The 12,556-nt window shown below is 66.3% G+C and carries 9 protein-coding genes and 2 pseudogenes; 10 read left to right on the top strand and 1 reads right to left on the bottom strand.

Annotated elements, in window-relative coordinates; genetic code table 11:
* The first annotated feature begins 410 nt into the window (after positions 1-410).
* Positions 411-767, top strand: a complete 357-nt coding sequence (locus ADT71_RS10620; protein ID WP_054436679.1) for a hypothetical protein — start codon at positions 411-413, stop codon at positions 765-767.
* A 48-nt stretch (positions 768-815) separates the two neighbouring features.
* Here the strand turns inward: ADT71_RS10620 and ADT71_RS10615 are convergent, their stop codons facing one another.
* Entirely contained in the window at positions 816-1,949 is a 1,134-nt protein-coding gene (locus ADT71_RS10615) for a hypothetical protein (protein ID WP_054436678.1), read from the bottom strand.
* Between the two features lie 326 nt (positions 1,950-2,275).
* Here ADT71_RS10615 and ADT71_RS10610 point away from each other — a divergent pair, with 326 nt between their 5' ends.
* The 9 genes and pseudogenes from ADT71_RS10610 to ADT71_RS10580 all read left to right on the top strand — a co-directional run bounded on the left by ADT71_RS10610 (position 2,276) and on the right by ADT71_RS10580 (position 12,428).
* Positions 2,276-4,618 carry a TonB-dependent receptor gene (locus ADT71_RS10610; protein ID WP_165913336.1) on the top strand — a complete coding sequence of 781 codons (2,343 nt, stop codon included), beginning with the start codon at positions 2,276-2,278 and terminating at the stop codon, positions 4,616-4,618.
* A 37-nt stretch (positions 4,619-4,655) separates the two neighbouring features.
* Positions 4,656-6,014, top strand: coding sequence for an LLM class flavin-dependent oxidoreductase (locus tag ADT71_RS10605; RefSeq protein ID WP_054436674.1), 1,359 nt, complete (start codon positions 4,656-4,658; stop codon positions 6,012-6,014).
* A pseudogene (locus ADT71_RS34960) lies at positions 6,011-6,706 on the top strand (ABC transporter substrate-binding protein); the annotation flags it as partial. The gene ADT71_RS10605 and the pseudogene ADT71_RS34960, both read left to right, overlap by 4 nt.
* Positions 6,707-6,770: 64 nt before the next feature.
* A complete protein-coding gene (locus ADT71_RS34955) occupies positions 6,771-7,547 on the top strand; it encodes an ABC transporter substrate-binding protein (RefSeq protein ID WP_255351630.1) in 777 nt (258 codons plus the stop codon).
* The gene (locus ADT71_RS33480) at positions 7,544-8,560 is read left to right on the top strand and encodes an ABC transporter permease (protein WP_054436671.1); all 1,017 of its coding nucleotides are present in this window, start codon (positions 7,544-7,546) and stop codon (positions 8,558-8,560) included. The genes ADT71_RS34955 and ADT71_RS33480 overlap by 4 nt, the downstream gene beginning before the upstream one ends.
* 4 nt (positions 8,561-8,564) lie before the next feature.
* Positions 8,565-9,380 carry an ABC transporter permease gene (locus ADT71_RS10590; RefSeq protein WP_054436669.1) on the top strand — a complete coding sequence of 272 codons (816 nt, stop codon included), beginning with the start codon at positions 8,565-8,567 and terminating at the stop codon, positions 9,378-9,380.
* The gene (gene nikE, locus ADT71_RS10585) at positions 9,377-11,050 is read left to right on the top strand and encodes an ABC transporter ATP-binding protein (protein WP_054436667.1); all 1,674 of its coding nucleotides are present in this window, start codon (positions 9,377-9,379) and stop codon (positions 11,048-11,050) included. The genes ADT71_RS10590 and nikE overlap by 4 nt, the downstream gene beginning before the upstream one ends.
* A 5-nt stretch (positions 11,051-11,055) precedes the next feature.
* Positions 11,056-11,409: pseudogene (locus ADT71_RS34950) on the top strand (LLM class flavin-dependent oxidoreductase); the annotation flags it as partial.
* Positions 11,410-11,429: 20 nt separating this feature from the next.
* Positions 11,430-12,428 (top strand): NtaA/DmoA family FMN-dependent monooxygenase, encoded by a 999-nt coding sequence (locus tag ADT71_RS10580; RefSeq protein ID WP_255351629.1) that lies wholly within the window; start codon positions 11,430-11,432, stop codon positions 12,426-12,428.
* Positions 12,429-12,556 lie beyond the last annotated feature (128 nt).

Raw genomic sequence — 12,556 nt, 5'->3', positions numbered from 1 at the left:
TCGCAAAGTATCGCTTGAATCCGGGTAACGGAACCTTGCGGAGCATTCTTTCAGTGGCGACCTTCAGGGCTGCGTTTTTGCTTGTTAGTTAACTTGTTGAAATGAATACTTGAAAAAATGTTGTATCAAGCATTATCATCCGATTCAGTTTCAACTTTCCCCAAATTGGAGTGATTTGCCGGCCGGCACCCGTTCCGATCGGATCGTGCCGACGGGTTTCGCCTGTCAATCAGCGACATATGCCCCGCTTGGAGCCCCTTTTTGCGGCCCGTTTCAAAGGGCTGGGAAGAACCGATGCGGCTCCAAGTCCGCGCAGGCATGGCATCGGGAGCGGCTCTGTCCGGGGCAAATTCGTCTTTTTGTATCGCGGGGCCGTTGGGCGCCGGGTCATATCGTGATATGTTCGCGCCATGTTTCTGGCCGCAATCTCGCTTTCGGCAGCGATCCCTTCCGTCACCTCCTCCTTTATCACCGCGCGTTCGGACCGGCCGATCGCGGACGTGGCGGCATGTGTGGAGACGGAGTTCGACGATCTGGGCGTGAGCGAAAATCTCGCGATCGAGACCGGGCGCAAAGTGGATTTCCGACTGGCCGCGAACGACGCGAGCCGTCCCGCCGTGGTGATGTCGTTCGAGGCGCGTCACGATGGCACGCTGATCCTCTACGGCTTTGGCGACTGGCGGGATGCGGTGGAGCCGATGTGGAAGAACCTGGCGCGGGAGTGTTTTCCCGAGATCCAGGGCGCGGTGGTCAAGGCCGTTCCCTGACCCGGCCGCCGGGCTTGCGGGCGCTTCCGCGCGGCATGTAACGCCGCATCAGCGCGCGCGCCGGTAAAGCCCCTTTCCTTCGAAGATATCGGGCGCAAGGTCTTGTCCGACGATGCGCAGCCGCATGGATTCGAAAGGGGCCTGTTCCAACTGGCCGCCATCGATCGAGAAGCTCAGTACCGTGTCGCTGGCCGGTTCGATGCGAAAGCTGGCATCCCGCCCCGGCGCATAGGGTGCCGACAGGCCGACCGCCACGACCGGGCTGTCCGGCGTGCCGGGCCGGATCGCCAGTCCGCCGGACCCCGTCTCGATCTGCTCTTCCTGCCCATCGGCATGGCGCAGGGTGACGCGCACATGGTTCGCGGTCTGCTCCCGGACCGGATCGAGCACGCGAACCGCGATTCCGCCTGTCCACTGTTCACGCGGGATGTCGGCGGCATCGGGTGTTTCCGGCGCGATGCATGGGGCCGGAAGCTCCGGCTCGGCAAGGTCCGGGTCCGGCAGATAGGCTTCCCCGGCGGCGGATTGCGCCGCCGCGCGCGCATCGAACCATGCGGCGAAGGCCTTGCCGACTGCTTCGTTCGCTTCGGGCGAGGGGGCGTCCAGTGCCCGGCGGGCCAGCATTGCGGCGCGGTTGCGCGTGAGCAGGGCGGTCTGGAGGGTCTCGGCGGCCTTCCGGCGGAGGCTTTCCCTCGAGACCGGGACGGTCGCGGCCTCGTCGATGGTGGGAACCGGCGTCACCGCGATATCGGCCCATCCGGCCAGGAACGGGCAGCGCGCCGCGACGGCGTCCGCGGCTTCTTCGGCCTGTTGGCGAAGCAGGGCCTGTTCGGCCTGCAAATCCCAGGGCTCGGCGCCGAGCGGAGCATAGAGCGGCTTCGCATCGTCAGGGCCATCCGGTTTCAGGATCACCGATGCCCCCTCGCGTGACCAGCGGCCCTTGGCGAACCGGTCAAGCGCGCCGTAGCTGATGTACCATTCGAAGGTTCCGTCTTCGCGCAGGAGAAGTTCCGAACCCGTCTCCATGACGCCGGAAAGGTAGTAATGGCCTGCCACGGAGGCTTCGCTGGCGGCAGCGTGGGCAGGTCCGGGCGGGGCTGCAAGCGATGGGGAGCCTGCCAATGCCGATGCGGCCAACAGGACGATGGCAGGCGAACGGGGCACGGCGACCGGGAATGTCACGAAAATCCTCCTCCGAACCGCCGTCCGCTCTCCTGAGCGATCTGCCTTGAGCGGCAAGCGATCAAACTACCGCCTGCGGCCATGAAGTCAAAACAGGCCCGTGCCCGCATGGAACGCAGCTTCAGGGCAAGGTCCTGAATTCTCCCGGAATCAGGAGAACGCCGCCCAGGGTTTAGGAGAACTCATAGGACGGCTTCCATAACTCTATTGAATTGGTTGAGAATGGGCGTGATTACCCCCGGTGTCTCCTTGAGGCACTCGCATAGGGGGTTTTGTTGCCGTTCGTTCGTTCTTTCCGCCGTCGCCGTTCCGGACGCCTGCATGCCTTGTCCGGTGCGGCCTCGGCCCTTGCGATAACCTTCGCCTCGCCCGCGTTCGCCGCTGACGCCGAGGCCGATGCATCCGCTTCCGCCGCCGGGGAAGTGAGCGAAATCACCGTCACCGCGCGCTATCGCAACGAAAGCGCACAGAAGGTGCCGATCGGCATCAGCGCCATTTCCGGCGAGCAGCTTTCGGCGCAGGGCGCCACCACGCTGAAGCAGGTGCTGCAGCAGCTACCCAGCCTCAATATCCAGGGCTTCAGCGGCCGTAACCAGACGATCACCGTGCGCGGTATCGGCACGAATGCGGGCGGCACCAACGACGGACTGGAGCAGGGCGTCGGCATCTACGTGGATGGTGTCTACCGCCCGCGCACCGGCTCGGTCATCACCGACCTCATGGACGTGGAGAGCATCCAGCTCCTGCGCGGGCCGCAGGGCACACTGTTCGGCAAGAACACGGTGGCCGGCGCGCTCGACGTCAAGACGCGCGAACCCGCGTTCGATCAGGAAGCGCGCGGCGAACTGACTTACGGCAATCACGAGCAGTTTCGCGGCTATGTCTCGCTGAACTCGACGATCGGCGACGATATCGCCTTCCGCGTCAGCTACCTGCGATCCAGCCGCGAGGGCCTGATCTACAATACGACCTATCGCCAGCACTGGGACGACCAGGACAACCACGCGGCCAAGTTCGACCTGCTCTACAGGCCGGCCGATAACTTCAAGCTGCGCTTCATTGCCGATTACAGCGTGCAGAAGGGCGACATGGGCTTCCAGATCGTCTCGGGCGTGCTGCCGACGACGCTGGCCAACGGCACCGAGGTGCGCGGCTTCTACCGCAGGGCGGCGGACGTGGGCTATACGCCGATCGCCGTCGATCCCTTCGCCCGCAAAACCGATATCGACTCCTCGCAATATGATGAGATGCCCAGCTGGGGGCTCCAGACGCGTGCGGACTGGGACGTCGGGCCGGTCTCGCTGACCTCGATCACGGCCTATCGCAACTGGAAATGGATTCCGAATTATGACGGCGACCAGATCGGCGCCAATGTCATTACCTACAGCGTGGTCGATACCGACCAGCAGCAGTTCAGCCAGGAATTCCGCGTCGCCTCCAATGGCGAGAAGACCATCGACTACACCGCAGGCCTCTATTTCTTCTGGCAGGAGGCGGACGACAAGGTGGTCCAGACTTACGGCCGCGACGCATCGGCCTGGCTGCTTACCGGCAATACGCCTTCGGCCTCGGTTTCGGCGATCCCCTCGGCGGCGCTGGAAGGGCTGACGGCCTTTGCCCATGTCGTCCCCGCCACTTACAGCTATGCGGCCTACGGACAGGCGACCTGGAATATCTCGCCGGTGTTTCGCCTGACCGGTGGCCTGCGCTACACTTACGAGCACAAGACCGGGCTCTACGATGCCGACTTGCGCGGCGATTTCGCGCCGATCGACAGTTTCGACCCGGCGCTTCAGGCGACGATCGCCGCCACGCGCGCCAGCCTCGCGCCGACTTCGTCCTACAAGGCTTCGAACAATACCGACAACCTGTCCGGCACCCTGATCGCCGCTTACGACCTCGACAGCGACCTGCACGGCTATGCCTCCTACTCGCGCGGCTTCAAGTCGCCGGGCATCAACCTCGTGCGGCAGTCGCTGGGCGTCGACATCTTCGTGAAACCGGAGAAAGTGGACAATTACGAGCTGGGCCTGAAAAGCCGACTGCTGGGCGGCAAGGCGGAACTGAACCTTTCCCTGTTCTGGGCGGATATCGCCAACTACCAGGCGAACTACGTCAACAACGCAGTGACCCCGGCGGTCGGCTATATCACCAATGTCGGCACCGTGCGTTCGCGCGGCGTGGAACTGGATGCCCGCCTCAGCCCGTTCGAGGGCCTCTCGCTGGGTCTCGCCGGAACCTACAACGATGCGGAATACCGCTCGTACAAGAATGCCCCGGCGCAGTACCTCAACAGCTACCTCGGCGTGATCGACCTTTCCGGCCGCCGTGCATCGGGCGCCCCGCGTCTCGCGGCGACCGGCAACGGCGAATATACCTTCGATGCCGGGAACGCGAAGGTCTACCTGGGCGGCGATGTCAGCTACCGTTCGGGCTATTACGCTGCGGTCAATCTGGACCCCTATTCATGGGTGCCGCGCTCGACCCTCGTAGGCCTTCACGCCGGAGTGCGCAGCCCGGACGAGCGCTGGGACGTCTCGGTCTGGGTCCGCAACCTCTTCGACGAGGACTACTACAACACCAAGACCGTCTACGGCCAGTTCGGCGTCGTTCTCGCCGCGCTGGGCGATCCGCGCCTCTTCGGCGTGACCCTCAAGGGCCGCATCTGATGCGCGCGCCCGCTATCATCGCAAAGGAGCAGAGATCATGACCAGGCGCACCCTCAAGCTCGGCCTCGTTCCCACCGGCGTTGGCGGGCCGGGCCAGCACAACCGCTGGCTCGACCCGGAAATCCCGGCGGATGCCAGCGTCAACATCGGCTGGTACATCGACGCCGTGCGCAAGGCGGAAGGCGCGAAGTTCGACTTCGTCTTCATCGTCGACAGCCAGTTTATCACCCCGGATTCGCCGCCGCATTACCTGAACCGGCTCGAACCGCTGACCCTGCTTTCCGCGCTCGCGGTGGCGACCAGCCACATCGGCCTTGTCGCCACGGCGACCACATCGTTCAACGCGCCGTTCAACCTTGCGCGCCGTTTCGCCTCGCTCGATCTCATCAGCGGCGGGCGCGCAGGCTGGAATGTCGTGACCAGCGGCGATCCCGGGGCGGCGGGCAATTTCGGGCTCGACGAGCATTACGACTACGAGACCCGCTACGGCCGGGCGCACGAATATCTCGATGTCGTGCACGGCCTCTGGCGCTCCTACGAGGACGATGCGCTGGTGCGCGACCGCAAGAGCGGCGTGTTCCTCGACAAGGACAAGCTCCATGCGCTGAACCACAAGGGCCGGCATTTCTCGGTGGCGGGGCCGCTCAACATCCAGCGCTCGCCGCAGGGTGAGCCGGTGATCTTCCAGGCGGGCGATTCCGACCAGGGCCGCGACCTCGGCGCGCAGACCGCCGATGCGATCTTCACCCATGCCGCCACGATCGAGGACGGCAAGTCCTTCTACGCCGACATCGCCCGCCGCGCCGAAGCGGCCGGCCGCAATCCGGATGAGGTCATCATCCTGCCCGGCGTCAGCGTGTTCGTCGGCGATACCGACGAGGACGCACGCGGCATCGAACAGGCGCACAAGCTGGCCGACCACAGCTTCGACCAGGCCCTGAACGAGTTCGGCCGCTCGTTCGGCTGGCACGATTTCCGCCAGTACGACCTCGACGCGCCGTTCCCGGTGCAGGCGCTCGAACATGCCCACCGCAGCTTCTTCACGCAGGCAAAGAAGCTTACCGACCTTGCCGTGGAGCGCGGGCTGACCTTGCGCCAGACCGTGGAACTGGTGCGGGCAGGGCATCGCAGCCCCTTCGTGGGCAGTGCACGCACCGTGGCGGACACGATAATCCGCTGGTTCGAGGAACGCGCGCTCGACGGGCTCAACGTCATGCTCGGCCATCCCGACCAGTTCGATCGTTTCGTAAGCGAAGTCGTGCCCCTGCTTCAGGAGGCGGGAGTGTTTCGCAGCGACTACGAAGGCACCACCCTGCGCGATCACCTCGGCCTGCCGAAGCCCGCCAATGTGCGTGCATCCGCGCAGGCTCCGCGCGAACCGGCGCTCACCGCATGAGGCAGGAGGCGGGGAGATACTTGCGGCGGCTGTTCACCGTGCTGGCGGCGGGGCTGCTCGTCGCCGCGTGCGGCGGTTCGGGCAAGCAGGAGGCCGGGCACAGCAAGCTGCGCTGGGCCTTCATGCTGCCCACCTCGTGGGACCCGGTGACCAGCCGCACCGGCGCGGATATCAATACGATCAGCCTGGCCTATGCCTCGCTCACCCGTCTCGACAAGCAGGGCGAGGCCCAGCCGGGCCTTGCGCAGAAGTGGCGCTTTTCCGATGATGGCAAGGCGCTGACCTTCGATCTGCGCAAGGGGCTGACGTTCTCGGACGATACCGTGCTGGATGCGGCGGCGGTCAAGGCCTTCTACGACCGGGCGCTGTCCCAGAAGGATTCCTTCATCAAGCGCGATCTCGGCGGCGTCGAAAGCGTTTCCGCCGATGGACCGCTGGCGGTGACCTTCCACTTGCGCGAGCCCGACTACCAGCTTCCCACTATTCTCGCCGGCCGCGTCGGCGCGATTGCCAGTCCGACCGCTGCAGCGAAGGACAAGGCGAAACTGGCGCTTTGGCCGGTCGGCGCGGGGCCGTTCCGCATCACCGAATTCGTGCCGGAATCGCACGCCTACTTCGAGAAGAACCCCGGCTACTGGGACGCCGCGAACATCCATATCGACCGCTTCGAACTGACCAATGCACCGGACCCGGCCACGGTGATCGCCGCGCTGCTTTCCGGTTCCATCGACGTGCCGACGCATTCCCCCGCGCCGCGTGGAAGAGGCGAAGGGCAGGGGGCTGACCGTCGCCATTGCGCCCTCGCTCAATGTCCGCGACGTTTCGATCAACCGCAACCGGCCGCCGTTCGACAATCCCAGGGTGGTGGAAGCGCTGCGCTATGCCTTCGACCGCGGCGAGTTCATCAGGACCGTTACAGCCGGGCTTGCGACGGTCTCGCACCAGCCGTTCCCCGCCGGGAACGCCGCCTTCGATGCCAGTGTCGAAAAGCTCTGGGGCTACGATCCGGACAAGGCCCGCGCGCTGCTGCGCGAGGCGGGATATCCGCCGGGCAAGCTCGCCATCGAGATCGCCGTCAACCCGGTGATGAACGACGGCCTGCCCGAACTCGTGCAGGCGCAGCTTGCCCGCGTGGGTGTGAAATCGACGCTGCGCATCGTTCCGCCCGGCTCCTCCACCTGGCAGAGCGAGGTCTATATCGCCAAGCGCCCGGCCCTCGCGCTGGATGGCACCATCGGCCGGGAATCCCCGGTGCAGAACCTGCTGGCGACATATGGCCCCGAAGGCATCATGAACCTCAGCGGGCCTTATGCGGCGCCCGCGTTCCTCCAGGCGCTGGATGCGGTGCGGCGCACGCCGACAAGCGATCCGGCCTATGCCGCGCGCCTCCACGCTGCGGTCCGCGCCGGGGTGGAGCAGTCGCCCAGCAACTACCTCTACAGCGAACCGTGGATCGTCGGCGCGCGGGCGGGGGTGAAGAACCTCAACATCCTGCCCTCGCAGATCCGCTGGGAAGGCGTGACCGTGCAATGACCGCGCGCACAGTCCCAGCCGTTCCCGGCCACGCATGGGCCGTGCGCCTGCGCCATGGCCGCGCCTTGCTCGGCTTCACCGGTTCGACCCTGCTGATCGCGGTGCCGGTGTTCTTTCTGGCGACGCTCATCACTTTCCTGCTCGGCGTGGCGAGCGGGCTGGACCCCGCCGCCGGGCTGGCCGGAGACAGTCCCACGCCCGAAATGATCGCGCAGATCCGCGCGCAGTTCGGCCTGGATAGGCCGGTCCCCGTCCAGTACCTCGACTGGATGGGCGGGGTGCTTCACGGCGATCTCGGCACTTCGTGGTTCAACGGGGTGCCCGTTACCGAGATGATCCTCCAGCGCCTGCCGGTCAGCCTCTCGATTGCGGGCGGGGCGCTGCTGATCGGCGTGGGTTTGGGCACGCTGCTGGGGATCGCCTCGGCGGCGCGGCAAGGCGGCTGGCTCGACCGAATGGTGACGGTCTTCGCCTCGACCGCCGCCTCGCTGCCGCCGTTCGTCGTCGCCATTGCGATGATCCTGCTGTTCAGCCTCTGGCTCGAACTGCTGCCCTCGGCCGGTTACGTCCCGCCATCGGAGGATGTGGCAGGCTGGCTGCGCTCGATCGCGATCCCGGCCATGGCGCTGAGCGTCGATGTCGTGGCCGAGCTCGCGCGCCAGCTTCGCACCGGCCTCGTCGCCGCACTCTCGGACAATTACGTGACCGGGGCCGTCGTTCGCGGGCTTTCGCCCCGGCGCATCCTGTTCGTCCATGTCCTGCGCAACGGCGCCGGCCCGGCTCTCTCCATACTGGCGCTGCGCGTGCCCATGCTGATCGGCGGCGCGGTGGTGAGCGAGGCGATCTTCAATATGCCCGGCATGGGCCGCCTCGCCGCCGATTCCGCGCTGCGCGGCGATGTGCCGGTGGTGCAGGGAACGCTCGTCGTTTCCATCGTGCTGGTTCTCGCCAGCAACCTTCTGATCAACGTGCTGCTGGGCGTCCTCCAGCCCGCCTCGCGCCGCAGGAGCTGACAGGATGACAGTTGTGCGAAATGCCGCAGTGCCCTTGGCTTTCCTTGCGCTGATCGTCGTTCTCGCGGCGCTTGGCCCCGTCATCGCCCCGCACGATCCGCTCGCGCAGGACGGCAGCGCGATCCTGCAAGGCCCCGGCCCGGCTTACTGGCTCGGCACCGATGCGCTGGGGCGCGACGTGTTCAGCCGGCTGCTGGCGGGCTCCACGGTTTCGATACTGGCCGCCGTGCTTTCGGTGGGTGTGGGTCTTCTGCTCGGCGTGGTGCCGGGGGTGCTGTCCGTCTTCCTGGGAAGGCGGGCGGAATGGATCAGCCTGAGGCTGGTGGATGCGCTCATCATGTTGCCGTTCCTGGTCTTCGCGATCGCGATGACGGCCATGCTCGGCAACGGCCTCGTCCAGGCCATGTTCGCGGTGGGCGTGCTGATCGCGCCCGCTTTCTACCGGGTGAGCCGCGCCGCCGCGCTATCGGTCGCCAACAGCGACTATATCGAGGCGGCACGGCTGGGCGGCGCTTCGACGGCATGGATCATCCGCCGCCACGTCATCGCGAAAGTCCTGCCGGTGGTGGCGGTCACGACCGCTTCGATGACGGGCGCCTGCCTTTCCATCGTCGCCTCGCTGACCTTTCTCGGCATCGGCGTGGTCCCGCCCGACCCGACCTGGGGCGGCGAGCTCGCCAGCGACCTGACCACGCTTTACGACCGGCCCTTCGGCCCCTTCGCGCCGGGCGTGTTGATCGTGGCGACAGTGTGGTCGCTCAACGCGCTCGCGGACGCGATGCGTCGCAGCGATCCCCGCATTCCGGAGATACGGCCATGATCCAGCAGAACAACGTCGTTACTTTCGGACCGCGCTCCCCCATCGCGCCAGCCGCGCCGCTGTTGTCGGTACGCGGCCTGACGATCGCCGGGGCCGATGGCCGGATGCTCGTGCGGGGCGTGGATTTCGAGATTCCGCGCGGCGGCACGCTTGGCATCGTCGGGGAATCCGGCAGCGGCAAGTCGCTCACCTGCCGGGCCGTCCTTGGCGTGCTGCCTGCCGGAACCGCCGTCACCTCCGGCACCATTCGCTACCGGGACACCGACCTCTCGCGGTTGAGCGGCCGCGACTGGAAACCCCTTCGCGGGACCGAGCTGAGCGCGGTGTTCCAGGATGCGGGCTCCTACCTCAACCCGTCGATCCCGGTGGGCCGCCAGATCGTGGAGGCTATGCGTGCGGTTCTTCCGCTTTCACGCCGGGAAGCGAAAGAGCGGGCGCTGGCCCTGCTCGCCCGTGTGGGGTTCGCGGAGCCGGAGACGGTATTCCGCCAGTATCCCTTCGAACTGTCGGGCGGCATGGTGCAGCGCGTGCTGATCGCCATCGCGGTCTGCGCCGGGCCGCGCCTGCTGATCGCCGACGAGGCGACCACCGCCCTCGACGTTACGGTGCAGGCCGAAGTCCTGCGCCTGATCGAAGACTTGCGCCGTGAACAGGACCTCACCCTCGTCATGGTTTCCCACGATCTCGCCGTGGTGGCGCAGACCTGCGATCAGGTGATCGTCATGCGCGAGGGCGAGATCGTCGAGGCGGGCGCCACGCGGGAGGTGCTGGACCGGCCGCGCCATGCCTATACCCGCAGCCTGATCGAAACGCATCATGCCACCTCGCTGGAAGCCGGGCAGAACGCGCCACGGCCGCAAGCGGCCGCGCCGCTCCTGCGGATCAGCGGGCTTCGGGCAGGCTATGGGCAAGGCACGGTGCTGGACGGGATCGATCTCGAACTGGCGCGCGGCGAAATCCTCGGGCTGATCGGGGAAACCGGCTCCGGCAAGACCACGCTCCTGCGGTCGATCCTTGGCCTCGTTCGCCCTGCCGAAGGTTCGATTGTGCTCGGCGGCGAACCGCTGGAGCGGCTGGCGGGGCGTGAACTGATGGCGTTTCGCCGCAGCAGCCGGCTGCAATATGCGTTCCAGGACCCGCTGCGCAGCCTCGATCCCGATATCACCATCGCTGGTTCGGTGGGCGAGGGGCTGGACATTCGCGGCGGCATCGACCGCATCGAGCGGGCGCGATTGGTGAATGCGGCGCTGGAGGCTGCCGGACTCGATCCCGCACTGGGCTGCCGCCTGCCGCGCCACCTTTCAGGCGGTCAGCGCCAGCGCGCGGTGATCGCGAGGGCGCTCGTGCTCGATCCGCAAGTGATCCTGCTCGATGAACCGGTCAGCGCGCTCGATGCCGTGAACCGCGTCCACGTCCTGCAACTGCTCGAACGGCTCGCACGGGAGCGCGGCATTGCGCAGATATTCATCTCGCACGACCTCGGCTCGGTGGCCGGCATCGCGCACCGGGTGGCAGTGCTCCACCGCGGCAGGATCGTGGAGACCGGACCGACCGGGCAGGTGCTCTCGCACCCGTCGCATCCCTATACCCGCGCCCTGATCGCCGCTGCGCCCAAGCTTGCGGAACCCGGCACCGGCGGCGCGCTGCGCCTATCTCCCAACAGCTTGTGAAAGGCATGACGATGGCACGCGATAAGCTCAAGTTCGGAGCCGTCCTGATCGGGGTCGGTGATGCATCCGGCAAGGAACTGTGGCGCGATCCGGCGGTCCCGCTCGATGCCAGCGTCGACATAGACTGGTACATCCGGCAGGCGCGGGAGGCGGAAGACGCCCGGTTCGACTTCGTGTTCATCGTCGACAGCCAGTACATCACACCGGATTTCCCCAACCATCATCTCAACCGGCTGGAGCCGCTGACCCTGCTGTCGGCGGTCGCCACGGCGACGCAGCGGATCGGTCTGGTGGCGACCATCAGCACCACCTACAGCGAGCCCTTCGATATCGCCCGGCGGCTCGCCTCGCTCGACCTCATCAGCAAGGGGCGGGCCGGGTGGAACATCGTGACCAGTCAGGACCCGGCACGGCAGGCAATTTCAGCCGCACCGGGCATGGCGACTACGAAACCCGCTATCGCCGCGCGTCCGAAGCGGTGGAGGTGGTGCAGGGATTATGGCAATCCTACGAAGAAGGCGCCTTCGCGCAGGACAGGACGGCCGCGCGGTTCCTCGATCCGGCGCGGCAGCACCGGCTAGACCATCGCGGAGAGTTCTTCAGCGTTTCCGGCCCGCTCAACATCCAGCGCTCGCGCCAGGGGCAGCCGCCGCTGGTTCAGGCGGGAACATCGCCGCAGGGCCGCGAACTGAGTGCGCAAGTCGCCGATATCGTGTTCAGCTTCGCGCGCAATCAGGCGGAGGCGCTGGAGCTTGCCACGGACGTGCGGGCTCGTGCCCGGCGATATGGCAGGGCCCCGGAAAGCCTGCTGTTCATCCCCGCACTCAGCGTGACGATCGCCGATACAGACGAAGCGGCCCGGCGGAAATTCGAGGCGCGCCAGACGGCAGGAGACTTGCGCGCGCAGCTGGCGTCGCTTTCAAGGCAGTTCGCCGGTCATGACTTTTCCGGCTATGATCTGGACGCACCGTTCCCGGAAATCGCTTCGGGCGGCGAAGCTGCCGGAATTCGGCGCTTCCACGAAGACCTCGAAGCCGCGCGCCGGGAGGGGCGCACCCTGCGGCAGGTGCTGGCGGACGCGGGATCGGCATGGCTGCGGCTGGCGGGATCGCCGGTCACGATCGCCGACGAGATCGAGCGCTGGCATGCCAGCGGCGCGGCGGACGGTTTCAATGTCTTCGTCCAGCATCCCGACGACTGGGCGCGCTTCCGCGCCGAAGTGGTGCCGATCCTCGCCGCGCGCGGGCTTTTCAGGGACGACTATTCGGCGGATACGCTGCGCGGCAATCTCGGACTGGAAATCGCCCCAAGTCGCCATTCCGCCGAGCACCGCACCCTTGAGAAGGGCGCGGCGTGGATTTTGCGACCCAGGTCATAAACTCATAAACGGCACCATCGAGGTTTGAGGCAAAATGGCTCAGCGCCAGGAGGGAAGGCGACGGAATATGTCGATATTTCAAGACTTCCCCGACGCAGCGATGGGCATTTGTCAAACGTAGTTCACCG

Source organism: Novosphingobium sp. ST904, assembly GCF_001298105.1.
Taxonomy (GTDB): domain Bacteria; phylum Pseudomonadota; class Alphaproteobacteria; order Sphingomonadales; family Sphingomonadaceae; genus Novosphingobium.
Note: the sequence above shows the minus strand (reverse complement) of the source record. Positions and strands in the feature narration are given on the sequence as shown.